This is a genomic window from Bacillus sp. YBWC18, assembly GCF_002998775.1.
Lineage (GTDB): Bacteria > Bacillota > Bacilli > Bacillales > Bacillaceae > Bacillus.
The window spans coordinates 338,901-362,591 of the sequence record NZ_PVRI01000004.1 but is presented as its reverse complement, the minus strand read 5'-3'; the positions used below and the strand labels follow the sequence as shown (position 1 = coordinate 362,591).

The window sequence follows — 23,691 nt, the reverse complement described above, 5'->3', positions numbered from 1 at the left end:
TATTAAGGGGATGAAAATATGGGTAGGATTCATTTACAAGATGGACGTCATATTGGTTTGTGTGAATACGGTGATCTTGAAGGGTTTCCAGTATTCTTTTTTCACGGAACACCTGGATCAAGAGTCATGTTTTTAGATGATGACCCAATCTCTAAAGAGCTCGGTGTTCGCCTCATCTGTTTAGACAGACCTGGATTTGGTTTATCTACCCCTCAACCTGACCGTACGATTTTAGACTGGGCAAAAGACATGCTGGAAGTAGCAGATCATCTAGGCATTCACCATTTTTCAGTGATGGGTGTATCTGGAGGCGGCGCATTCGCTGCTGGCTGTGCTTATCAATTGCCGAATCGAGTCCTTTCAGCCGCTCTGATCTCAAGTACAACTCCATTTCAGGACGGAAAACCGCCTAAGAGTATGCTGAAAGAGAACAAATTGGCTTTTTTCCTCAGTAAGAAGTTCCCTTGGCTATTGAAAGCAAGCTATCGTTCCCAGAAAAAAATGATTGAGAAAAAACCAGAGAAATTTAAGAAGCTGGCCAAAAATGGGAACAAACATTTACATCCATGGGACCGTCAATTCCTTCAAACCGATGAGCAGCTCGAGATGATGATGATGCATTTACACGAAGCCACTCGTCAATCGGTGGATGAATGTATTCATGAACCATATTTGCTCTCGCAGCCATGGGCATTCGATATGAAAGATATACAAATCCCTGTTGATGTATGGCATGGAAAAGAGGATACGATGGCTCCATTTGTAGAAATAGAAAAAATGGCTCCTAGTATTCCAAACGTCAAAACCTATTATATAGATCAAGCGGGACATTTTCTTACAGATGTAGACGATATATGGCGAGATATTTTACTCTCTTTAAAAACACGTGCTGAAAAGTATCATCAGGAACATGCATAAAAAAGACCCGAAGCTTCGGGTCCCTTTCTTCATTAATATTTTTCATAATATGTCTGTACTTTATCTGGATCTTTTGTCTTCGTTAGAGCGAGCATAAGCAGAATGCGTGCTTTTTGTGGATTTAATGAATCCGATGACACAAAGTGATGTTCATCATCCATTTTTTCGTGGGTCACAATCCCATTTCCCGCACGGCTTGATCTCACGAGGACCACATCTTTCTTCACTGCATCTGTTGCCCCTTTGATGGCTTCTGTTGACATCGTTCCATTTCCTGCTGCGGCAACGACAATGCCTTTCGCTCCTGCTTTTACTGCTGCATCATACATGTATTTATGATCATTTTGATAGCCGTATAAAATATCAACTTGCGGTAATTCTTTTATTTTTGATACATCAAATTCACTTTCAGTCGTATGTTTTCTTGTTGATTCGTTATAGAAGGAAACCACTTCACCAGCAATTTCTCCAATGTAGCCATGCTCAAGAGACTTGAAGGAATCGGTTGTGGTCGTGTTTGTCTTTGAAATAAATCGAGCTGATGCAATTCGGTCATTTAACGTGACCATGACACCTTTGCCCTTTGCTTCTTTTATAGAGGCAATTTTGACAGCATGATACAAGTTCAGCGGACCATCCGCACTGATAGCAGACGCTGGTCTCATTGAGCCAACGACCACAACTGGCTTATCACTTTTGACAACCAGATGTAGAAAGTAAGCTGTTTCTTCAAGTGTGTCTGTTCCATGCGTGATGACTATGCCATCCACCTGATCATCATTTAAGAGTTGATTCACTCGTTTGGCTAATTTTAAAAGAAGGGCATTATCAACATTTTCACTGCCAACATTCGCTACCTGCTCACCGGTAACGTTTGCAATATCCTTTAGCTGAGGAACTGAAGCAATGACTTTATCGATGCCAAGTGAACCAGATTTATATCCTGTCGTATCTGTATCACTGTCCGAACTGCCAGCAATCGTCCCGCCTGTCGCTAATACCTTAATATTAGATAAGGACTTATTCCCTGTTTCTACGGCTGTCGTTTTGTCCTTTGATTCATTAGTTGCGCTTTCTTTTTCGCTTTGATTTTTCTCTTGGGTACTTGTATTGGCACAAGCTGCTGTCGACAGTAATAAAGCAGAAAGAAGGACAGCACCTAACCATTTTGTTACGTTCATTCGATCATCTCTCTTCTTAAATGTGATGGATTCAAAGCTAGATCTCTTTCTATAGGGTTTACTTTATACCATTCCTTCATTCATCGGCATGAGGCGAAAGATACAGAACCAAATAAAGGAAAAATGGTCATTATCACAATCATTTATTTACATCTAAATACCTAACTTTACTTTTAAAAGAGGAGATATTGAGGTTGTTCAATCAATAAAAGTAAACAATACTAGATCATCAATTTATGATAAAATATAGTAAATTTTACAAAAAAGGAGTATACGTATTGCAAATGCTTCAATCATTTCACAAAATCCTAATAACACTATTCCTTAGTTCGATTTTACTCAGTCTGTTCGTATGCTTCTATCCACCGATTCAGGGAGAGCCTGCGTTCCTGGTATTTTACATTCCCATCTTTTTTGTTTATTATTTCGTTTTTGCGGTTCCTTTGCAGTTGTTGTTTTCTTTGCAGCCAAAGGCTTTCCATCCTCTTTATTTAGCTGCTTATTTACTGATTGCAATGGTTGTCATGCTTTTTGTCATTGATGGTATTGGGAGCTCGGCATCTGTGCCTATCGTCATCATGAGCAGTCTCATCTACTGGATCTTTGATTCTTTGTTTTATCAAAGAACGCATGAAAAAAACACCTAATGCAAAGGTGTTTTTAGCTGCTCTAGTATGTTTTCACAGTGATCCAAGTACGCTTGGCTAAGCAGGAAGTCTTTCGGTGCGGCGATCGCTGCTAATGTGATCAAGGTATTTGAATGATGAATGAGCGGATTCAGCATTGAATGCTCTACGCCTCTAATTGTTTGAACATGCAACCATTTAGGTGCTACTTCTTTCTCGTAGATCCTTTTTGTTTCAGCGGAATCTACGTTTCGGTCATTCTGCGCTAAAACCAAATAGGTCGGTGATTGGATGCGCTTGATATCTGAAGTGGCATCGGCTTTCATGTTCTTTTGAATGAATTCAAATCGATCTTTTGTCATCTCTTGAACGTCCGTTTTCTTTTGATAGGTGCGAAATGTTGCGCCTTCTACTAATAATTTGTTTTGCTCATCTTCTTTTTTGAGTGTTTTTTGAATTTGTTCTTTAGATGCATCCGCTTCTTTTAATGTTTGAAGTGTATAATACCTTCCCTGTCTCATCCAATTGACAGCAGGCCCGACAAGAATGGAGGCTGTGATATCTGTACGATCTGCCATTACTTTTGGGATCACCCAGCCTGCTTGGCTTGCTCCCCATAAGATGATTTGTTTTGATTGAAGATCAGGCTCTTTTTTCGCCCATTTGATCACATTCTCTACTTCTTTTGCACGATCATCCATGGATTGATGCAGCCAGTTTCCTTCTGATTGACCCACCCCGGGCTTATCCCATGATATAGACACATAGCCTTGCTTTGCAAAGCGTTCCATTAAGGGTCTGTATCCTCCGTCATATGTGGCATTTTGAGGACCATCCCCGTGTACAAAAAGCACAACTCCTTTGATTGGCGCTTTCTTAGGCGTGGTCACGATACCTGATAATGTCCCATTTTCAGTCTCCATGACGACTTCCTTTTCATTCATAGCAAAGCTGTTTTCATAAACTACAAATGCTGCGATGAAAATGAGTACTGCTGCTGCGATGATCAGCCAAATCCTTTTTTTCATCTTCTATTCCCCGCTCCTTGTTCAACTGTGTACACCATTGAATTTTGGTACGTGACAGAGACTGGTACATTCTCATATAAGATGATAGAAGAAGGTTGTGCACTCTCTTGTGTAAAAGGTACTTCATGTAGAAAAGCCTCAATTTCTTCAATGACCTTCTCTTCATCTCCAGCTAAAAAACTTTTGACCGCGTAAGAACCTGCATCCAGTCTCACATCATAATCACGTTCATTTGATACATAATAAGAAATTGTTGTGTCATCTTGCAGATTGATCACATAATATCTCTCCTCAAAAAGAGACAGATCCAGCTCCTTTTGATGAACGATTTGTTTAAAGTCCAGCTCTGTTTCACCCTTTAGAAGATGATGCGGGATCTGTTTTAAATACCGAATTGGCCGATCTTGGATGGTTGTTTTATTAAGGTGAAGGCTGTTTTGAATCGACAGCATATGCTCAAGACGCTGTTTCACTTCGCTTAATTCCTGTATTTGGTTCTCGACCTGATCCAGCATTTCTTGGTAGGACAGAGTGATACTTTGTTCATTCGAAAAGGTCTCGCTTATATCTTTTAAAGAGAAGCCCGCCTTTTTTAATAAGAGGATTTGATAAAGGGTGTAAATCTCTTTTTCATCAAATAATTGGTATCCATTTTGAGCGACCTTCGCAGGGCGTACGAGATCCTGTTCTATATAATGACGAAGCGTATACTTTGTGATGTTTAATAGCTTACATACTTCTCCACTTGTTAAATACGTCACCAGATTCCCTCCTTGTGTACACATTCTAAACCATGTGGTTACCACACAGTCAATCATGCCATAAAAAATCACCGAGGAAATCTGCCCTCAGTGATGTGTCATTTCTATTTCATACTTGGACTTGCATGTGAAAAAATCGGGTCTTTCAATTCAAAGTCGAATGTCTTGCCGTCAACAATACCGACTGTTTTTTCATGATCATAAAGCTCGAGCAGACAATCTGCCATTTCTTTTGATGTATGATATTTCTTGATATTGCCTTCATATTCAAATTGGTCTACATCTAATGAACGCTTTGCAAATTCTGATTCCGTCGCGGAAGGTGCTAATATTTTTGCCTGTAACTTAGCTCCTTTTTCTTTCAACTCTAGTGCCAATCCTTCTGTAAAGGCGCTCACGTAAAACTTCGTGGCCGAATAGGTGACGGCATTGCCGACGACTGTATAGCCCGCTCTTGAAGAAATGTTGATCAGCTGAGCCCCTTCTACTTGCTCATACTCACGAACAAATAAAGTGGATAAAATCGTTAAGGCTTCGATATTCAGATGAAGCATATCCCCAATTTTACTTACATCCTGTTCTCCTATTGAACCGAAATGGCCAAACCCTGCATTATTTTCATAAAATGAATACACTTGCTCCATGTCGGTTAAATCGACAGACTGTATGTTTACTTTGATCTCGGGATATTGATCAAGAATCTCTTTCTTCAGTTCTTGGAGTTTCTCGAGCCGGCGTGCAGCTAAAATAAGGTTTTTGCCTCGTGCTGCAAAGGCTAGCGCCGCCTCATACCCAATACCTGAACTTGCTCCTGTAATGACTGTATAGCTCAATTATATCCCCCTATTAACGTCTTCTAACTGGTTAAATTATAACGACAGCAATTCGCTCTAGTCAATTTTGAAGAGAATCACAGGGTTTATTAACTTGTCTCACTTCATTCATCATGTTGGAGGATGTCATGTTGAGATTTTTTTGTTAATTTGTGAAAAACCAATTGGTAGGAATGTTCGATTAACTCCTCTACAAATGAAGATGGAATGTCCGCATCAAGGTAAATCGAATTCCAATGAGTCTTATTCATATAATAGCCCGGAATAATCCCCTCATGCGCCTCTCTTAGTTCTTCAGCACGTTGAGGGTCACATTTTAAAGTGATGACAGGTTTTCGATTCGCATCTCCGCCCATCATAGCAAACATCTTTCCACCAATATGATAACGATCTGCCTGCCATTCTGGCTGATAATCATGGGTTACTCCTTTTAAAGAAAGACAAAATGCCTGTAGTTTCTCTTTTTCCATTAGATTCGCTCCTTTTTTAAGTCGTCTTCTATTCTTTCTATTATATCGACAATGAAGGCAGATATCTGATCTTTTGTAACCCACTTCTTTCTTAAGCAACAATAAAAGCACAGTCCCGCTGGGCTCTGTGCTTTTACATCACTGTTCCTTTCTTATTCAAATGCCTTCTTCAATTGATCACTCATCAGATGCCAAGCCTCTTCAGCTATTGCTAAATCTCCGGCATGCGTGAAGGCGTGAGGGACTCCTTTAAACTGTCTGTACGTGACGTCTCCCCCTGCTTCTTTTAACTTCTCCGCATATTGTTCGGCTTCTTGAGCTAGCGAATCTCTTTCAGCTGTGATAACAAGAGCTGGTGGCATTTGTGCCAAGGATGAACGATCAGCAAAGATCGGAGAAACGAGCGGATTGTGCGGATCTTGGCCTTGCAGATAGAAGGCATTAAAGAGTCTCGCCATTTCAACTGGGATCGCTTCTTCAAACGCTGGCTTTTGTGCTGGATCAGTGGCTAAATCAAGCGGCGGATAATCAAGCACTTGATAGACAATAGGAAGTTGGTGCCCTTTTTGAATATTTAAGAGACAAGCAGCCGTTGCCAAGTTTCCTCCTGCGCTATGTCCGCCAATGGCTATTGCTTTGGGATCTATTTGAAGCTCATCAGGGTGTTCATACAGCCACTTCAGCACATCGTAGCATTCATGAAGAGCGGCCGGGAAAGGGTGCTCTGGGGCAAGCTGATACTCCACATTGACGACGATACATTGCGCTCGGTCTGCAATGACCGGACACCAGTGGTTATCCATTTCAGCACTGCCTAGGATAAATCCTCCGCCATGTAAATTCACAAAAACAGGAAGCGGCTGCTTTGATGTGTTGACCGGCTTAAATACCCATACCTTTGTTTCGCCAGCACTTGTTGGAATGTCATATTCCATTTTGTTTACTTCAGGAGGATGGACTGGTTTTAGTTCCGATTGACTCGGTAATGAACCTTCAGCTGGTTGACGTAATGACGCAGCGATTTTGATTTGTTCTTCTAAGTTCATGATCTCAGTCTCCTATCTTATTCATTTCTTCTAACTCATTCGTTCCTTTTTCCTCTTTTCCTTCTACTGAATCAGCAGCACATTCTCATTGGTTCACTTTTTATCTATCTCCCCATTTTCGCTCTCTTTGAAACAAGCATTGGACAAATAAAAAAAGCACTGCGGCGCTAGGTCCTCAGTGCTTTTCATCTATTTTATGAAACTTGCTGTTCTACTTTCACTCGTTTAATGAAGAAAGCGATGATCAAACCAATGACGGTCATGATCACAGCAAAGATAAATGCATGCTGGACGCCATTTGTAAAGGCGAGCAGCTGGTTCATCGGATTTGCAGGATCAGCCACATTTTCCATAAAGCTGCGGGTCCCTGATGAAAGGATCGAAATACCGACCGCAGTACCAATAGCTCCTGACACCTGCTGCAATGTATTCATAATCGCTGTACCATGCGGATATAGCTCTGGCGGCAGCTGATTTAATCCATTTGTTTGTGCAGGCATCATGATCATCGCGATTCCGACCATTAATGTAATATGAAGGGTCACAATGTATCCAATCGATGTATTCACACTTAGATTGGTAAAACCTAACATCGTCACTACGACGATAGCAAGCCCTGGAATCACAAGCCATTTCGGTCCAAACTTATCAAATAAACCACCCATGATTGGAGATAGCAGACCGTTGATAATTCCACCAGGCAATAGCATTAAACCTGCTGTAAATGTAGTTAGTGCCAAGGATGTTTGCAGATACAATGGCAAAATCATCATAGCAGACAGCATCACCATCATACACACTAAGATCAGCAGTAACCCAATGACAAACATCGGATATTTAAACGGGCTTAAGTTCAACATCGGTTCCTTCATATTCAACTGTCTGAGAGAGAATACAAGAATCCCAATGACACCTATTACAATTGCAACGATCACATGCATACTGCTCCAGCCGCCGCCTTCACCGGCACTGCTAAAGCCATACACAATTCCTCCGAAACCAATGGTTGAAAGCACAATCGATAAAATGTCGATTTTTGGTCTTGTTGGCTCCGTAATATTTTGCATAAAGATAAAACCAAAGACGAGTGCAGCTATTAATAACGGAAGTGAAATCCAGAAAATCCAATGCCAAGTCAGCGATTTCAAAATAAGACCAGAGACTGTTGGACCAACAGCTGGTGCAAACATGATCACAAGACCTATAATCCCCATTGATCTGCCTCGTTTATGAGGCGGGATGATCACCAAAATCGTATTGAACATCAATGGAAGAAGCAATGCTGTACCGACTGCCTGTACGACACGTGCCACCATTAAAATACTAAAGACTGGCGCAACCGCCGCAATAAATGTTCCAATGATCGAAAAGATGAGCGACGTAATGAAAAGCTGTCTTGTTGTAAACCATTGAAGAATGAGTCCTGAAATTGGTACGAGAATACCAAGTGTTAATAAATATCCTGTTGTCAGCCACTGAGCTGTCGTTGCTTCAATACCAAAGTCTAACGTTAAGCTTCTCAGTGCCATATTTAGTGCCGTTTCACTGAACAGGCCAATAAAACCAGCTGTGATAAATGAGATAATAATGGGCAGCGTTCGAATATGAGAAGCTGCTGCTTGCTGTTTGTTCATAGTAGGTTGGCTCCTTTTCTTTTTCAATTTAGATCAATCATAGGAAGTCAGGCTGGTCAGAAATGAGCCACTTCAATGTCTATTGAAAACAGATAAAATCTGTTTCTCTGCAGCGAATTGAGCGATTTTTTCGATTGAATAACCAGATTCACAAATATAAAACATCAGTTCAGGCGTCATCGGAGAGGACATACATAATGTCGTCAGCTCAATATCCTGTATGTTCGCTTCCCCTTTTTCTTCTGCTTCCTCCAGCAAATCACGAATGATTTGTTTAAGCGATTGACTGTAATGACAATCATACACTTTACTTGTCTGTTCTAAATTCCCAGAGATTGTAAGCATCCGAATCCAGTCTAAATGATGACCGACGATGAGATGAATTTCTTCGAGCACATAACGCAAACGTTCACGAACCGGCTGGTCACTGATTTTGCTCAAGTAAAGATGCAAAGCAGGGATCAGCTGTTCAAATCTTTCTCCAAGGATAGAAAGGCACAAATCACTTTTATTGGCATAGCGGCGGTAAAGAGTGCCCTGCCCAACACCAGCTGTTTTGGCAATTTTATGCATGCTGACATTTTCCACGCCAAATTCCTGAAACAAAGAAAAAGCGACCTCTTCAATTTCCTTTCCAATATCCTTTTCCATGATGCCTCACCTTCTTTACCTTCATCCATATTGCACTTATCTCTATGTGTTAAATCTCATCTCTTTTGATTCTCATTAGGACAATTGTCCCGATATTATCTTACGGACAACTGTCCGCTTTGTCAATCATTCTTTATTAAATGGCATGAAAAAGATCAAAAACTCAATTTTAACGCATGAGTTTTTGATCTTTTTCTGTTTATACCATTTTCTTTAGTAACTTCCTATGAAATAAGAGAAGAATCTAGCAAAAAATCCTCTTTAATATCATATATTAGACCGATTTTCCATTTTGAGAGAATCATGTATGATCAATTAAGAAAACGCTTTCAAAAAAGGAGAGGGGAATGCCTACATGTCTTACCGTGTGAAACGAATGTTGATGCTGCTTGTCATTGGAATAGTCTTGAGTTTGTCCACATTTACTGCGGGTGCCTCGGCACAAACAGGCGGGTCGTTTTACGAGCCTTTTAACAACTATAATACGGGGTTATGGCAAAAAGCCGATGGGTACTCGAATGGAAACATGTTTAACTGTACGTGGCGTGCAAATAATGTCTCCATGACGTCATTAGGTGAAATGCGATTATCGCTCACAAGTCCCTCCTATAATAAGTTTGACTGCGGAGAAAACCGCTCCACTCAAACATATGGCTACGGTCTATATGAAGTCAGCATGAAACCAGCCAAAAATGTAGGGATCGTGTCTTCGTTCTTTACTTATACGGGACCGACTGATGGTACGCCTTGGGATGAAATTGATATCGAATTTCTAGGAAAAGATACGACAAAGGTTCAGTTTAACTACTATACCAATGGTGTAGGAAATCATGAAAAGATCGTCAACCTTGGTTTTGATGCAGCAAACTCTTATCACACGTATGCATTTGACTGGCAGCCTAACTCGATTAAATGGTATGTAGATGGACAATTAAAACATACTGCCACTACTCAAATCCCTCAAACTCCAGGAAAGATTATGATGAACCTCTGGAATGGTGCAGGTGTCGATGAATGGCTCGGCTCCTATAACGGTGTTACACCGCTCCACGCACATTATAACTGGGTGCGTTACACAAAAAGATAACCACATCACAAAACCTGTGAAAAGTCACAGGTTTTTCTTCATTTAAATTGAGCTGGTTTTTAGTTGATGAACCAGCTTTTGTTCATAGCTGTGGATAATATCTTCATAACTTTCTATCTTGTAATCTAACCGCTTAATCGTCTCTTCGATTTCCTTTTGTTTTTCTACAAGTCTTTCTCTCTCATTGACCAAAATACTTTTCCGCGAGGACAGGGTACGATCCTCGCCCTCGATAAATAAAGCCGTATATTCTCTAAGTGCATCAATTGAGAGACCCGCATTTCTCATACATTTGATAAATTCAATCCACTGAATATCTTCTTCTGCATAATCACGAACACCGTTTTCATCACGCCGGATCGGTCGAATTAAACCAATATTCTCGTAGTATCTGAGCGTGGCAGTAGATAAATCGAGCTGCTTGGCGGCTTGTGCTATTTTCATTGTTTTCACCCTTCTCTTCTTCTCTCACCTTATGAAAAATGAAATTCCTTCTTCTCATCATCTCCAATTTGATAGAGAACGCAAGATGCTTTTGGCTCAATTCTTTATTTAAGGATGTTGAAAAGCTTGAAGAGGGTTCTCTATTGACTTAGAGTTCACTTTAAGACGTACAGTATAGAAGTAGAACAGAATCTTACTTTTGAAAGGATGATCAAGAATGTGTCAGACGCACCATTCAAACGTTTTAAGTGTTTCACATGCAAAAGCGAGCTTTGAACGGACAACCATTGAACGAAGAGCGCTTCGTCCACATGATATTTTAATCGATATTCAATTTAGCGGGATCTGTCATTCAGATATCCACAGTGCCTTTGATGAATGGGGCGGCGGTATTTTCCCAATGGTTCCGGGTCATGAGATCACTGGAGTCGTTGCCGCTGTTGGTGATGATGTGACGAAATTTCAGATCGGAGACCGTGTAGGTGTTGGCTGCTTTGTTGATTCCTGCGGCACCTGTGAATATTGCCAAAATGGAGACGAGCAATATTGCACGAAAGGGGTCGTCCAAACCTATAATAACCTCGATTATGACGGGGAACCGACTTACGGCGGCTATAGTCAGAAGATTGTCGTGACAGAGCGCTTTGTCGTCAGCATTCCAGATCAACTATCCCTTGATGCCGCAAGTCCTCTTCTCTGCGCTGGAATCACAACTTATTCACCGTTAAAGCACTGGAAAGCAGGGCCAGGTAAAAAAGTTGCCATCGTCGGGATGGGCGGACTCGGTCACGTGGCCATTCAATTCGCACGTGCACTTGGCGCTGAAGTCACGGTATTGAGCCGCTCTTTGAATAAAAAAGAAGAGGCGCTGTCATTTGGTGCAAAAGATTATTTTGCTACAAGTGATCCTCATACCTTTCAGTCACTAGCCGGTCAGTATGACCTCATTCTCAACACAGTCTCTGCCAATATCAATATAGACGCCTATTTGTCCCTACTTCGTGTGGATGGAACCTTGGTGAACGTCGGTGCACCACCTGAGCCAGATCAATTCCACGTCTTTTCATTGATTACTGGCCGCCGCAGCATTGCCGGTTCACTCGTTGGAGGCATACAAGAAACACAAGAAATGCTCGATTTCGCAGCTGCTCACAATATCGCACCACAAATTGAAGTGATCAACGCAAGTCAAGTTGATGAAGCGTATGAACGTGTGCTGAAAAGTGATGTGCGTTATCGGTTTGTCATTGATATTTCGACATTATGATCGGATTCTATTTTGAAAGACTAGCTCAATGGCTGGTCTTTTTTAATGGTGGATATCCTGTTTTTCTTATAGCGAGGATTCTAGAGGATATGTTCAAAAATCATGGATAATAAAAAAACAATCACACCCAAAATTTCTTCAAAATAATCTCTCTTTTTTAGAACTAAATTTATTGACAAAAAATAAATAAACATGTTATTATTAAAAATTTGATTATTTCGGATCGATTTGTGGTACCCTTATAGTAGGTACTTAATATGGAGGTGGATGATATGTTTCAAATTGGTGATAACATTGTGTATCCAATGCATGGAGCAGGTATAATTGAAGCCATAGAAGAAAAAGAATTTTCTGATGAAAAACAACAGTATTATGTGATTAATATGTCAATCAGTCATATGAAAGTGATGATTCCAACACGGAAAATGTCGGGTTCACGTATTAGACCTGTTACAGATATACTGGCATTAAACAGTGTGATACACATTTTCCAGCATGGCAAATCAGATCAAATACTGACATGGAAAGAACGGCATACAATTAATACAAACAAAATAAAAACGGGTAGCATCCAAGACGGTGCTGAAGTTGTACGTGACCTGATGCGTATGAAGAAAGAGAAAGCACTAAATGCAAGTGAAAAGAAAATGCTAGATGATGCCCATGAATTTTTGCTAAGTGAATTAGAAGTCATCAAAGGGATTACAGAAAAGCAAATAAAAAGTTTCTGTTAAGAACTCTGCCGCTCTTTTGGGCATCCCTCACCATTTTTGAATACATGTTCTCTAAGAACCTATCCACCCTTCAACTTATGAAAGAAAAAAGAATTTATTTAGGCAAATTCCGCATATTGTAAATCCAATATGCTATACTGTTGATAAACCTTTGAAGCATGAATTTTTTTACGATTACCTTGTAACATCTCCCTACTTGTACGCTGAGTAGGGTTTTTTATTGAAGAAATAATTGGAAACACAAAAAAACAGGCTCTCTACAGAGAACCTGTTTTTAAAAATGAAGATTAAGCAGTTTTTTGAACGTTAGCAGCTTGAGCTCCACGAGAACCTTGCTCTACGTCAAATGTTACTTTTTGACCTTCGTCTAAAGATTTGAATCCGTCACCTTGGATAGCTGAGAAATGTACGAATACATCGTCGCCTTCTTCACGTTCGATAAATCCAAAACCTTTTTCTGCGTTAAACCATTTTACTGTACCTTGTTCCATGTTTGTTGCCTCCTAGTGCGTTACCACACAATGTATTATACTATCCTTGCCCAAAGTATCCTCAAGACGAAAAGTCTTTCTTCATGCTATCCTTTACGCGGAACAAAAATAATTAATCTTATTGTAGCATGATTCGGAAATAATTGCAATTTAGGATTTAAAAGAGCACCAAACGTGATATAGTGACCCAAATAAGACAGGGGGTTTAATGATGAAATGAAACGAATAAACAAATTTCATATCCCTCACCCTTGTTAATTTAGCTATGTTAAAGAATAATGTTGATTTTGGTTAAAAAGAAGAAACTCCCCTTTGTAGCGAGTCCACTTGTGCATAAAATCAGTTAGCTTGATCACCAAAAGAGAGAATCTTTTCTAAATTCTCTCTAAAATCGACTGAACAAAGTCAGTTTTCCCCTCTGCATATTTGTGTTTTTCATTTTTATTTAAAATTGATAGGTTCAGTTTGAGCTGCTCGTACTCACTTCTTACTAGTTCGTTACTTCTTAAATAATCCCTGAAATTTAACTGTTCGAGTAAATACCTATTGCCTGTTTGATACATATGGATTTGGTGTGTACGTGGTTCTCCTTTGTTGAAATAGTGTCTTTCAGGTAAAACATTGGTTCCTTTATATGAATAACCTAGCCCTTCCAAAGCTGTTACGCACTGTTCTCTGTCAAGAAAATCATCTATTTCAATTGCAATATCAATAATTGGCTTCGCACTTAAACCCTTTACTGCTGTACTTCCAATATGGTGGACATTCACTGTGTACTGACCGATAACCTCTACTATTCGTTTCTTTTCCATTTCAAATTCTTTGACCCATTCAACAGACCAAGGAACTAAAAAAACCTCCCCTCTTGGTAATCCAAGCATTTACTCAACCCGCCTTATGATTGTTTAGTTAGACTTTTTTAACATAGGTCAAATCGGTAGAAAACATATAAATCTTACTAATAGTTGAAGCATTTCGATGGATAGCAAAAAAACCTTTCAAACGGTATGGGGATGATTGGACTGCATTATATAAAAATATTATTCTCAAACAAAAACGTCCACTTACTTAAGATGAGTGGACAGTCATTTAGAGAAAAACTACTTAACATTTTCCGACTCAAGTCTGTTTAACCAGTTATGGACTAATGAGTTAAATACATCGGGTTGTTCAATTTGCAGGTTGTGGCCAGCCATATCAAGCACTGCAAAAGTTACCCTTGGATAATCTAGTTTTCTTTTTATATTCATTTTATTATGACTTTGATTTTTCTAATTGGTTTTCGCCCCATAAAAGAAGTTGTTCAAATATAGGGATCAGCTCTAGTCCTGCCCCAGTCAATGAATATTCTACTCTTGATGGAACTTCATTATACTGAACTCGTTGAACAATTCCGTTTTCAATCAGGTCCTTTAATGATTGATTGAGCATTGTTCCTGTAATTCCATACACTTTACGCTTTAACTCATTATATCGAATCTCCTTGTAACTACATAGTACAGCTAAGATTTTTAAATTCCATTTTCCCGCTAATATATTTAATGCATAACTCGCTGGAGCTATCGCTTTATTCAGCTCACTTTCAGTCATATTTTATCCACCCCTTAGTCAGTTTTTCCTTCCTTAAGCAGTTTATATTGCGTACTTGTTAAATCAATTCCATTTATTATAATCAAATATGTAAACCGTGTCATCCATGTAATGGAGAGCCAAATTGATTATAAAACCCTTCAAGTTCATACTTTTTCTGGGAGATGGAGTGAGTAAATGAAAAATGAAAAGATGCGTGCTGCACAATATACTAAATATGGATCACCGAATGTTCTTTTTGAAGATTTTATATCAAGACCAGTTATAGAATCTGGAGAAGTACTCATTCGTGTACATGGGTCGAGTGTAAACTCTATGGATACACTGTTTCGATCAGGTAAGATGAAACTATTAACGGGTAATCAATTCCCTAAAGGAACAGGGGCAGACTTTTCTGGTGAGGTTGTTGAGGTAGGATCGAACGTAAAAAATTATCAATTAGGTGATAGAGTGTGGGGAGTTCTTCCTATGAAATTAAGGAGCCAAATTGGTAGTGCCGCTGAATATGTAGCTATATCACCTGAGAAAATATCTAAAATTCCTACAAAGGTTGATCTCTTACAAGCTGCGGCATTGCCTGGCGTAGGTGCTACTGCAATTATTGCTTTAAAATATAAAACTAAACTTAGAAAAGGCGAAAAGTTACTTGTACGTGGTGCAAGTGGAGGAGTCGGAAGCATTGCGATTCAAATTGGCAAAATGTTGGGTGCTCATGTAACTGCTCTTGCAAACGAAAAACATCTTACTTTTCTTCAAGAGCTAGGTGCAGACGAAGTATTTGATTATAAAAAAACATCTCCTACTGATCTTAAAAAGTTTGATGTAGTCATGGACACAGTGGGAACTGACCTCAAACATTATAGGCGCTTGCTTGCAAAGAACGGTAGAATGGTTACTATTGGATTTCCTAGTTTTTCGTCCTTAATATATATATTAGCTTCAACTACTTTCGGTTCTCGTAGAGTTCGCACATTCAGTGCAAATCCCAAAAATGAACTTCTAAAAGAATTAGCATCTTATGTAGATTCCAACAAGGTCAGACCAGTTATTGATAGCATTTATTTTTTATCTGATGTTGCCAAAGCTCATCATTCCTTAGAAGCTGGAGGTGGACGAGGAAAACGCATCATAAATTTACTTGATAAAAAATAAGCCATCATTTCAGGATAAAATGGACGCTCGTTTCTTGTAAAAGGCGTTGCTCCATTTGCGGCGTTATTAGGCGGGGCTTTAGATGGATTGAGATCAACTCAATTTGCTGATGCATTCAGGACTTTAGCCGCTAAAATATAGATCGTCTTTTCACCAGTACCAAGACTAGCTATTGGAGGTACATATAAGTTTGTTTCCAAATTAATCAGAGACTATAACTCTTTCAGTAGGATATACTAGATCTAAATCCTATGACGTGGCGTTTGATTATGCTAAAAGATATTATGAAAAAAACCGTTACTACTTTACTAGCAATATTCAATATTTCTGCTGTAAAAGGTGCATGGTTTTGGTAAGCAAGTCTTCTCCCATAGCTGTATTTTCCGCACAAAAAAATAATACCAAAGGTGGTCAAACCCTTGGTATTATTGGTATGCGGCTGAGAGAACTTGAACTTCCACGGGTTATTCACCCACTAGGCCCTCAACCTAGAAAATTTGTAACATCACTTACGAAAAGTTGATTACATTACATTTTTTTGTTTTCTTTATATTTAATTAGCCCCTTTTTAACATTAATCCAGGACATTTTCAGGTCAACTGATGTTTCTTCATTTTTCTATATTGAAATAAAAAAATAAAGAAGTAAAATAAAAATGGGCAAGCATGATCAAAGTTAATTAAATAAATCCATTCTATCAAATAATGCAATTTGTTCCGGTTTCTTCGGCAATTCATTACTTAAATAGACTAAGAATCTTTCTAAAGTATACACTTCAGCATATTCGGATAAGATAGCATGCCATCTTTTTATAATCAAAACTGAGGGTTTTTATTAAAATTCTCTTTCATTAGATAAAAATATCTATCTCAAACAAAAAAAGTCCACTTATTTACGGTGAGTGGACAGATTTATTTAGAAGTCATAAAAAACAAAAATACCAAAGGTCTACAACCCTTGCTATCATTGATGCGGCCGAGAGAATTTGAATTCCAATGAATAATACTCCCAGTAAAAATTTTAAAAAATTCACCTTTTAGAACGACGCTAAATACTCATCTATTGCTCTCAAAGCTTTCTCTTCTCCACCAGATTCTTTAAAGCTTACACTTAACTTTCTAACATTCTCTCGATATGAAGGGTTAGAAAGTATAAGATCAACAGCTTCTTTTAACCTTGATACACTGACCTCATTTGGATGAATTGTATAGCCAGCTTGAAGTTCTTCCAGCCGTTTAGCAATCATTGGCTGGTCATTAGCTTGAGGAATGACAATAAGGGGCACTTCATAATAGACAGCCTCACTTGTACTATTCATTCCACCGTGCGTAATAAAGACGTCTGTGTGCTGTAAGACATCCAGCTGTGGTACATAGTGACGAACAATGAAATTCTCTGGAAAAGGCTCTAATTTAGAGATTTTCGTATTATCTCCAATTGAAAGTACTACTTTACCTTTAAAATCTCTAAATGCCTCCATACAAGCTTTGAAAAAGGGTTCTCCACCCAAAAAAAGAGTACCCATCGATACATAAATGACTTTCTGGTCTTTTAATTCATCTAATGATAAATTGTTGGTTTGCTTGCGTTTCGTGATAGTTGGCCCAATAAAGATATAAGAATCGTTTATATGTTCGCTATTTGGCTGGAACTCTCTACTGGTATAGACGATATTCAAATCAGCTGTATTCATAAGAAATTGAAAAGGATGCTTCACCTTAACATTGAAGCTGTGCTCTATTTTCTTTATTAACATTTCATTTTCCCTCTCCACTTCTGAAGACGAGCTGAGTGATACAGAGCTGTTTTCTAACGTTGTTAAGAATTGTTCTTCAGGAACAACAAACGACGATGATGAAGAAATGGCTGGAATATTTAAGTATTCTTTGACTAATAATCCTGCACCGAACGTATCATAGTACACATAATCAAACGTAATGGATTGAGCAAGCTCCTGAACGATCGTTAAAATATCGATAGAAATCCTTAAATGGACTTGCAAGAATTCATGTATGCTCGTGTTTTGAGGTGTACGTCCCTTAAGATAATTTTGATGGATGTACGTTTTCGCACCCAAACCCTCTATTCGCTCCTTAAACTCTTCCGTAGTGATGTAATAAACCGAATCTCCCCGATTAATTAATGCTTTAACGATTCCAAGTGTTGGATTGATATGCCCCTCACCTGGAAAATTAACCATTAATACATTCATAAGACATACTCCTCCCTAATTGAATGAGTCTAAAAGATATACACTTTTAATGAATAATATGGATGTTAAACTCCTCATTCAGTATCTTTAAATACTGATCTTGATTCAAAATCTTCTTCGTTTTCTTCCCGTTTTCACTTTTGATAAATTTTTCTTTAGTTAAAGTAATATGTCCATCTTCTATTATTTTCACAACGAGAAGGAATTTATTAAAAGGTGATTTTTCATTTTCCGCAATGATTTCTTGCATCTCATTTAATTCTATTTCTGATATCTCGTTCAGACTAAAAGCATATCCTAATTTCCAATCCGTATGGTCTAATGTATCTTTATCTTGCATTTCAAAAACATAAGATCCTTTTTCTGTGTGCAGCTTTCTTACTCGATAGTTTCTAACATTCGACTGTACTACCTCACCTGTAAAAGGGATTGGGGAAAGAGGGAGAAATGAAGCGAAACCTGAATCAATAAGATACTTTCTCTGATGATATGTTAAGAGGATGGCTACATGTGTATGATCAATTGACCAGCTCTCTAATGATTGATCATATACGGTTGCTGACATTAATTGTACATCAAATCCACAATCTTTAAGGAAGTAGTATAAAAGTGGATTTATCTCGTAACATAAACCGCCTCGATGATCATCTAAAATTTTCTGTTGAAGGTTTTCCTTTGAAATTTCTTTATAATTTCTATAGATGACATCTATATTTTCAAAAGGAATATTTTTCGCAAAAGATTGAAGAATATCAGATACATCCTCGAATTTTATTATTCTCTTTGGTTCTAAATCTAACCTTGAGAAAATCCGCTCCCTTAATGACGACAACGAATAACCTCCTTTTTACATTTTAGTTTTTAATTGGTATATCTTTATTTATCTTAAGCTAAATAATGATGATTTTCAACGATATTGATTGAAATCGCTTCTTGATTTGAACTAGCTACTCTTTTAATATCAGAGAACCTTTGAATTTCAGATGATATATTAAAATCATATAACCTCGTTTCTTCAGGTTCATTTCCAGGCTGAACAATATGATGTTATTTCATCTGTACTCCCATTTCTAAAGAACTAACTTGTTTCGTCAGTTTCCAACCTAACAGGATAATAATCAAACCTAAGGTAATAAGAAGATATAATGTAGGTACAAAACTTCCTGAAAAATCATGTAGAAAACCGATGATAAATGGTCCCACAGCACCAATCATATATCCAATAGCTTGCGTCATAGCTGACCAGGTACTTGCTTCTATTGGTGAATCTGTCTTATCAATTGGTAATAATAAAGTGAGTGAAACAAGACCGCCACTGCCAATCCCTAGACATATGCTCGCAACAATAGGTGTGATGTTTGTAAAGCATAACAGTGATAAACCAATCATCACGCTGAGTGTGAAAAATGTAATCCAAAATCTTCTGCTTGGCATTACCTTTAAGAGACTAGGCAAGAAAAGGGTGGCCGGCAGCTGTGCGAGCATAGTTATAGTACCAATAAGTCCACCAAATGCAGCAGTTTCTCCTTTTTCCTCTACAATTGCTGGCAGCCAAGCTGCAAAACAATAAAACAGTAGAATGACAAGACCAACAAAACAAGTTAATAGCCAAGCTTCTTTATTCTTTAAAGGCAAGGACGCACGATTCTTTTTGGACGATTTATGGGTGTGTTTTTGAGCTTGCTTAGTAACCAAGAACCAAAGTGGAAGTGCGACTAGAGCAAAAATACTCCAGAAGGCTAATCCATTTTTCCATGAATCATTTAACATGTGTTGAAGTGGTGTCGTCAGCCCAATTGATATAGATGCACCAATGACCATTGATGTAGAGTATATGCCGATCATAGATGCAGCATTCTCTGGAAAATAGCTTTTAATGAAACCAGATAACAGAGGACTGACAATTCCTATTCCTGCACCGATAAACAAAGCCGTTATCAATAGATTTGTTGAGGAATTTGAAAAGACACGTAAAAGTGTTGCAATTCCTATAAAGGCGATAAAAAAAGTGATTATTTTCTCTGATTGATAGCGATTGGCCAAACGACCTGCAAATAATGAACAAAAACCAAAACAAATTAAAGGAATAGACGTGAGTAGACTCGCAGACATTGAACTCATGCTCAAATCCTCTGTTATTCCGTTTAGAACTGGGCTAACTGAAGTAATGCCCGGTCGCAAATTAAATGCAGCTAATATAAGTGCAAATAGAAATAATCTATTACGATTGATCATATTTGTTACCTCCGTTACTTTTCTTGATGCGCAATCCTATTTAATGGTACATGAAGCCGAAACATAAATAAAATGCATATTAATCATATGATATATACCAAAATCGTTATGACGATTTCAGTGAAGACAGTTTTTATTATGTAATACAGAAAAAAGCTGAAGCCTCCAACTTTAGGATTCATCAGCTTTTTAAGCTTACTTTTTCAATTCTTCAATTAGGGAAAAGTATTTATCAAATCTTATGGATCTGGCATCGATAAGATTTTAATGGTTCGGATCCTGATATGGGGTCGATCTCATCTGTACCTATTAATTGATTCACATTTGCACCTTCTACTGAAAATGGATCAAATCCAGCTAATTCTAGTTCATCACACTCATCCCACCAGCCCGCTTGAGTATATATTGTCCCCACGGGTATACTTTCTGTCAGTCGAGCGACTGCCTTCATCCTGCCATGAGGAGAGGCTAAATAAATCCATTCACCTTCATTTAGCTTATACATTTGAGCTGTTTGGGGATGGATTTCAACAAAAGGATCGGGATGCATTTTCCTTAGTCTAGCAATATTACGATGCTGGCTATGACAAAAACCCTTTAATTTAAATGAAGAAAGAACTAACGGAAAATCATTAGATTGATTCTGATATTGCGGAACAGTTGATGGTTTTTCAAATTTGGGCAGTGGATCATACCCATGCTCTAACAAAAACTCGGAATAAATCTCCAACTTTCTTGTCGGAGTAGAAAAACCTTTGACTCTTTCATTAATTTTCTCTCTATATTTACAATATTTTATTTTTAAGGGCACAGACAGACCTTCAGGATGAGATCGAAGTTGGTCTAATGTGACATTCATTGGTTTAAGATAGTCATTAAACGCGTCCTCAATATTCCCATTCCAAAACTCTTCTTGATAGCCCATTTCTAACGCTATATCCATGATTATTTGTAGATCAGGACGAGCTTCCCCAGGAGCCTTTGACATTGCAGGTTTATATTGAATATGTTGAGCCGTTTGCAAATTCCCCTCAAAACCCGCCAACAGACTTGGGGACTCCCATGCGTGCGCAGCAGGTAACACAATATCTGCAAACCTCGTCATTGGACTATGAAACAGATCAACGTGTACATGAAATTCTAATTTTTTTAAGGCTTCTATCATATTCTCACTATCAGGGTTTTGAGTGACCATATTTCCCCCAAAACTTAATAATCCTCTCATATCATACGGAGATTCGTTTAATACAGCATGAACAAAATCATACCCTGAAGCAGATATCTTCGGAGCACCTAAAGGTCTTTGATCTAGCCCTAGACGCTTCTGCTCTTGTGAAGATGGTAGTAAATCTTGACCTTTTATTAAGTTTACTGGTAAAGACGGGAGGACAATATTTCCCCCTTGCTTATCAAAACAACCAGTCAGGCTATAAAGGATACATAATGCTCGATTGGTTGATGAACTATTTACATGCTGCTCTAAGCCATTCCATGAATAATAGGCAATCGGATTTTCTTGACATAATAATTCCCCAAGTTCCGTTAATTTCTCAGCTGGAATACCCGTTATTTTTTCTACATGTTCCAATGTAAATGAAGATACTTGTTTCAATAATTGAGAAAAAACGGTTTCTGAAGAAACGTTATCATTTTCGTATTCACCTGAAAGTAAAATATGTTCTGCCCATGTCTCAGGATCTTCCCGAGTGTCGATTTTAAATGGCTTCTTTTTCTGATCAAGAGCTAAAAATTCATATGGCTGATGATGTTCTGGTCGAAGGAATTTCCCTGTTCGTTTATCCACTAAGAAAGGAGCATTTGTCCATCGGAGCAGAAATTGCTCATCATACGAATGGTTCTCAATCAAAAATTGAAGACACCCTAATATTAAAGCGATATCAGTTCCATGATTCGGAGCAATCCATAAATCTGCCGCAGCAGCTGTTGTTGTTCGGCGTGGATCGATTACTACTAGTTTACTTCCTCTTTTTCTGGCTGCCATGAGCCTTTTCCAAGTTTGAAGATTCGTATCTGCTGGATTGTGTCCCCATATCAATATCAAGCTAGCATGTTCAAAGTCGGGTTGAGGCAATCCAACACCATATGTGTATTTTGATCCCTCGTCCCTTGCCCACTGACAGACATTGGTATGAGAAATATAGTTGGGAGTACCGTATAGATTCATCAAGCGCTGTAAATATGGCCCCCAGCTAAAACTCCCGCTTGCGCCAACTGTTGGAAAAGTGTAAGAAACCGTTTCTGCCCCTGTTTCAGAACGAATCTGTTTTAGTTTATCTGCAATGGTTTGGATGGCTTCTTCCCATGTGATTTTCTCCCATATTGGGTCTTGCCCCTTTGGGTTAGTTCTCTTTAAAGGAAAAAGGATACGATCAAGATGATTGACGATTTGAGGTGCTGCTGCTCCTTTTGGACAGATTCCCCCATTTGGATGGTTTTTATCCGGGAGCACCTTTACTAACTGATCATTTTCTGTAACGGATATCACTCCACATTTTGAAACGCATTGCGAACAAAATCCCGCTCTTCTTTCTTCACTAGTATTCATCATCCTTCTCTCCTTTTTAAGATTGAAGTCATTGGTCAAAAACTAGGAATTTTTCCAGGCGAATAGTGAAGCATATATCTTAAATGCGGATTTTCGTCATTTTAAGATAAAGAAAATATCTTTTCTAAATGCTGATCCGTCTTTTCAAACACTTTCTCCATGTCAGGCTTGAGTGCCGAATGATTTGAGAGTGTTTTTAATGGTTTCATCCCTATGAATTGCTGTGCTTTATGCATTGCAACTAGTACTTCGTCTACTTCCTTCCCCTCAAAGAAAGGCTGCTCTAACGGATTATCGAACACCCATTCACCTGCACCCCAAGTAACAGAAAGCATATAATGACGTCCTTCCAATAAACCTCCTTCACCATAAATATCTGTCCCTCGATAAAAAATTCCGTGCTCATATACAGTGTCCATGTACTTCTTGAATGCAGCTGGATAATGATACCAATAAACTGGTGTTTGAATAATCACAAAATCAGCCCATTTGAATTTTTCCTGTTCTTCTTTTATATCATAGTGATTTGCAACAATTGTGGTTTTAACCTGATAAAGCGGGCTTAGTTTGTCTATCATTCTTTCTACTAATGTTTGGTTTAATTGGCCTTTGGCCATCTCATGGTACTCATGTGCGTTAATGATTAGAATATTTTTCACTTTAATCCTCCTATAAAATTCAAATCCAAAGTCATACGGTTATTATCATTACCTTAATTAATATGATTAACCTCACTTATTGTCTCGGATTATATCTTGAAGTTCT

General features: G+C 38.4%; 23 protein-coding genes and 1 pseudogene. 6 read left to right on the top strand and 18 right to left on the bottom strand.

Annotated elements, in window-relative coordinates:
- The first annotated feature begins 18 nt into the window (after positions 1–18).
- On the top strand, positions 19–918 hold the full coding sequence (locus C6348_RS13600) for an alpha/beta fold hydrolase (RefSeq protein WP_106043516.1): 900 nt from the start codon (positions 19–21) through the stop codon (positions 916–918).
- Positions 919–950: 32 nt separating this feature from the next.
- Here the strand turns inward: C6348_RS13600 and C6348_RS13595 are convergent, their stop codons facing one another.
- Positions 951–2,099 carry a type II asparaginase gene (locus tag C6348_RS13595; RefSeq protein ID WP_106043515.1) on the bottom strand — a complete coding sequence of 383 codons (1,149 nt, stop codon included), beginning with the start codon at positions 2,097–2,099 and terminating at the stop codon, positions 951–953.
- A 284-nt stretch (positions 2,100–2,383) separates the two neighbouring features.
- Here C6348_RS13595 and C6348_RS13590 point away from each other — a divergent pair, with 284 nt between their 5' ends.
- The gene (locus C6348_RS13590; RefSeq protein ID WP_223251576.1) at positions 2,384–2,746 is read left to right on the top strand and encodes a UPF0715 family protein; all 363 of its coding nucleotides are present in this window, start codon (positions 2,384–2,386) and stop codon (positions 2,744–2,746) included.
- Here C6348_RS13590 and C6348_RS13585 read toward each other — a convergent pair.
- The 7 genes from C6348_RS13585 to C6348_RS13555 form a co-directional block, all read right to left on the bottom strand.
- Entirely contained in the window at positions 2,743–3,753 is a 1,011-nt protein-coding gene (locus C6348_RS13585) for an alpha/beta hydrolase family protein (protein ID WP_106043514.1), read from the bottom strand. The two genes, C6348_RS13590 and C6348_RS13585, sit on opposite strands and share 4 nt — an antisense overlap.
- Positions 3,750–4,514: a MerR family transcriptional regulator gene (locus C6348_RS13580; RefSeq protein ID WP_189293944.1), complete on the bottom strand. Its 765-nt coding sequence runs from the start codon at positions 4,512–4,514 to the stop codon at positions 3,750–3,752. Before C6348_RS13580 ends, C6348_RS13585 begins: the two co-directional genes overlap by 4 nt.
- Before the next feature lie 104 nt (positions 4,515–4,618).
- On the bottom strand, positions 4,619–5,347 hold the full coding sequence (locus C6348_RS13575) for an SDR family NAD(P)-dependent oxidoreductase (RefSeq protein ID WP_106043512.1): 729 nt from the start codon (positions 5,345–5,347) through the stop codon (positions 4,619–4,621).
- Between the two features lie 104 nt (positions 5,348–5,451).
- Positions 5,452–5,817 carry an MmcQ/YjbR family DNA-binding protein gene (locus C6348_RS13570; protein WP_106043511.1) on the bottom strand — a complete coding sequence of 122 codons (366 nt, stop codon included), beginning with the start codon at positions 5,815–5,817 and terminating at the stop codon, positions 5,452–5,454.
- Positions 5,818–5,969: 152 nt separating this feature from the next.
- Positions 5,970–6,863 carry an alpha/beta hydrolase gene (locus C6348_RS13565; RefSeq protein ID WP_106043510.1) on the bottom strand — a complete coding sequence of 298 codons (894 nt, stop codon included), beginning with the start codon at positions 6,861–6,863 and terminating at the stop codon, positions 5,970–5,972.
- A gap of 194 nt (positions 6,864–7,057) precedes the next feature.
- A complete protein-coding gene (locus C6348_RS13560; protein ID WP_106043509.1) occupies positions 7,058–8,497 on the bottom strand; it encodes a DHA2 family efflux MFS transporter permease subunit in 1,440 nt (479 codons plus the stop codon).
- A gap of 72 nt (positions 8,498–8,569) precedes the next feature.
- On the bottom strand, positions 8,570–9,148 hold the full coding sequence (locus tag C6348_RS13555) for a TetR/AcrR family transcriptional regulator (RefSeq protein WP_034666049.1): 579 nt from the start codon (positions 9,146–9,148) through the stop codon (positions 8,570–8,572).
- A gap of 355 nt (positions 9,149–9,503) precedes the next feature.
- Between C6348_RS13555 and bglS the strand changes: the two genes are divergently transcribed.
- A complete protein-coding gene (bglS, locus tag C6348_RS13550) occupies positions 9,504–10,235 on the top strand; it encodes a beta-glucanase (protein WP_106043508.1) in 732 nt (243 codons plus the stop codon).
- Positions 10,236–10,277: 42 nt separating this feature from the next.
- On the opposite strand, the gene C6348_RS13545 is transcribed toward bglS, so the two are convergent.
- Positions 10,278–10,679 carry a MerR family transcriptional regulator gene (locus C6348_RS13545; RefSeq protein ID WP_060595605.1) on the bottom strand — a complete coding sequence of 134 codons (402 nt, stop codon included), beginning with the start codon at positions 10,677–10,679 and terminating at the stop codon, positions 10,278–10,280.
- 217 nt (positions 10,680–10,896) lie between these two features.
- On the opposite strand from C6348_RS13545, the gene C6348_RS13540 reads away from it, so the two are divergent.
- A complete protein-coding gene (locus C6348_RS13540; RefSeq protein ID WP_034666054.1) occupies positions 10,897–11,946 on the top strand; it encodes an NAD(P)-dependent alcohol dehydrogenase in 1,050 nt (349 codons plus the stop codon).
- Between the two features lie 272 nt (positions 11,947–12,218).
- Positions 12,219–12,680 carry a CarD family transcriptional regulator gene (locus C6348_RS13535; protein WP_095286254.1) on the top strand — a complete coding sequence of 154 codons (462 nt, stop codon included), beginning with the start codon at positions 12,219–12,221 and terminating at the stop codon, positions 12,678–12,680.
- Positions 12,681–12,967: 287 nt separating this feature from the next.
- Here the strand turns inward: C6348_RS13535 and C6348_RS13530 are convergent, their stop codons facing one another.
- From C6348_RS13530 to C6348_RS13515, 4 genes and pseudogenes are all read right to left on the bottom strand, one after another.
- A complete protein-coding gene (locus C6348_RS13530; protein ID WP_003214229.1) occupies positions 12,968–13,171 on the bottom strand; it encodes a cold-shock protein in 204 nt (67 codons plus the stop codon).
- A gap of 374 nt (positions 13,172–13,545) precedes the next feature.
- Positions 13,546–14,052, bottom strand: coding sequence for a GrpB family protein (locus tag C6348_RS13525; protein WP_106043507.1), 507 nt, complete (start codon positions 14,050–14,052; stop codon positions 13,546–13,548).
- A gap of 219 nt (positions 14,053–14,271) precedes the next feature.
- Positions 14,272–14,400: pseudogene (locus tag C6348_RS19080) on the bottom strand (alpha/beta fold hydrolase); the annotation flags it as partial.
- A gap of 25 nt (positions 14,401–14,425) precedes the next feature.
- Complete coding sequence (locus C6348_RS13515; protein ID WP_034666063.1) at positions 14,426–14,761, bottom strand: winged helix-turn-helix transcriptional regulator; 336 nt, start codon at positions 14,759–14,761, stop codon at positions 14,426–14,428.
- 177 nt (positions 14,762–14,938) lie between these two features.
- On the opposite strand from C6348_RS13515, the gene C6348_RS13510 reads away from it, so the two are divergent.
- Positions 14,939–15,913 (top strand): NAD(P)-dependent alcohol dehydrogenase, encoded by a 975-nt coding sequence (locus tag C6348_RS13510; protein ID WP_106043506.1) that lies wholly within the window; start codon positions 14,939–14,941, stop codon positions 15,911–15,913.
- A 1,036-nt stretch (positions 15,914–16,949) separates the two neighbouring features.
- Here C6348_RS13510 and C6348_RS13505 read toward each other — a convergent pair.
- The 5 genes from C6348_RS13505 to C6348_RS13485 all read right to left on the bottom strand — a co-directional run bounded on the left by C6348_RS13505 (position 16,950) and on the right by C6348_RS13485 (position 23,585).
- Positions 16,950–18,125 (bottom strand): macrolide family glycosyltransferase, encoded by a 1,176-nt coding sequence (locus tag C6348_RS13505; protein WP_066031281.1) that lies wholly within the window; start codon positions 18,123–18,125, stop codon positions 16,950–16,952.
- 46 nt (positions 18,126–18,171) lie between these two features.
- A complete protein-coding gene (locus tag C6348_RS13500; protein ID WP_066031282.1) occupies positions 18,172–18,957 on the bottom strand; it encodes an arylamine N-acetyltransferase family protein in 786 nt (261 codons plus the stop codon).
- Between the two features lie 215 nt (positions 18,958–19,172).
- Positions 19,173–20,360 (bottom strand): MFS transporter, encoded by a 1,188-nt coding sequence (locus C6348_RS13495; RefSeq protein ID WP_047202489.1) that lies wholly within the window; start codon positions 20,358–20,360, stop codon positions 19,173–19,175.
- Between the two features lie 232 nt (positions 20,361–20,592).
- Positions 20,593–22,926, bottom strand: coding sequence for a molybdopterin-containing oxidoreductase family protein (locus tag C6348_RS13490; RefSeq protein WP_066031283.1), 2,334 nt, complete (start codon positions 22,924–22,926; stop codon positions 20,593–20,595).
- A gap of 101 nt (positions 22,927–23,027) precedes the next feature.
- Positions 23,028–23,585, bottom strand: a complete 558-nt coding sequence (locus C6348_RS13485) for an NAD(P)H-dependent oxidoreductase (protein ID WP_066031284.1) — start codon at positions 23,583–23,585, stop codon at positions 23,028–23,030.
- Positions 23,586–23,691 lie beyond the last annotated feature (106 nt).

Coding starts and splice junctions, on each gene's coding strand:
- C6348_RS13600 (WP_106043516.1), top strand. CDS start 19: ATGGGTAGGATTCATTTACAAGATGGACGTCATATTGGTTTGTGTGAA.
- C6348_RS13595 (WP_106043515.1), bottom strand. CDS start 2,099: ATGAACGTAACAAAATGGTTAGGTGCTGTCCTTCTTTCTGCTTTATTA.
- C6348_RS13590 (WP_223251576.1), top strand. CDS start 2,384: ATGCTTCAATCATTTCACAAAATCCTAATAACACTATTCCTTAGTTCG.
- C6348_RS13585 (WP_106043514.1), bottom strand. CDS start 3,753: ATGAAAAAAAGGATTTGGCTGATCATCGCAGCAGCAGTACTCATTTTC.
- C6348_RS13570 (WP_106043511.1), bottom strand. CDS start 5,817: ATGGAAAAAGAGAAACTACAGGCATTTTGTCTTTCTTTAAAAGGAGTA.
- C6348_RS13565 (WP_106043510.1), bottom strand. CDS start 6,863: ATGAACTTAGAAGAACAAATCAAAATCGCTGCGTCATTACGTCAACCA.
- C6348_RS13560 (WP_106043509.1), bottom strand. CDS start 8,497: ATGAACAAACAGCAAGCAGCAGCTTCTCATATTCGAACGCTGCCCATT.
- C6348_RS13555 (WP_034666049.1), bottom strand. CDS start 9,148: ATGGAAAAGGATATTGGAAAGGAAATTGAAGAGGTCGCTTTTTCTTTG.
- bglS (WP_106043508.1), top strand. CDS start 9,504: ATGTCTTACCGTGTGAAACGAATGTTGATGCTGCTTGTCATTGGAATA.
- C6348_RS13545 (WP_060595605.1), bottom strand. CDS start 10,679: ATGAAAATAGCACAAGCCGCCAAGCAGCTCGATTTATCTACTGCCACG.
- C6348_RS13540 (WP_034666054.1), top strand. CDS start 10,897: ATGTGTCAGACGCACCATTCAAACGTTTTAAGTGTTTCACATGCAAAA.
- C6348_RS13535 (WP_095286254.1), top strand. CDS start 12,219: ATGTTTCAAATTGGTGATAACATTGTGTATCCAATGCATGGAGCAGGT.
- C6348_RS13530 (WP_003214229.1), bottom strand. CDS start 13,171: ATGGAACAAGGTACAGTAAAATGGTTTAACGCAGAAAAAGGTTTTGGA.
- C6348_RS13525 (WP_106043507.1), bottom strand. CDS start 14,052: ATGCTTGGATTACCAAGAGGGGAGGTTTTTTTAGTTCCTTGGTCTGTT.
- C6348_RS13515 (WP_034666063.1), bottom strand. CDS start 14,761: ATGACTGAAAGTGAGCTGAATAAAGCGATAGCTCCAGCGAGTTATGCA.
- C6348_RS13510 (WP_106043506.1), top strand. CDS start 14,939: ATGAAAAATGAAAAGATGCGTGCTGCACAATATACTAAATATGGATCA.
- C6348_RS13505 (WP_066031281.1), bottom strand. CDS start 18,125: ATGAATGTATTAATGGTTAATTTTCCAGGTGAGGGGCATATCAATCCA.
- C6348_RS13495 (WP_047202489.1), bottom strand. CDS start 20,360: ATGATCAATCGTAATAGATTATTTCTATTTGCACTTATATTAGCTGCA.
- C6348_RS13490 (WP_066031283.1), bottom strand. CDS start 22,926: ATGAATACTAGTGAAGAAAGAAGAGCGGGATTTTGTTCGCAATGCGTT.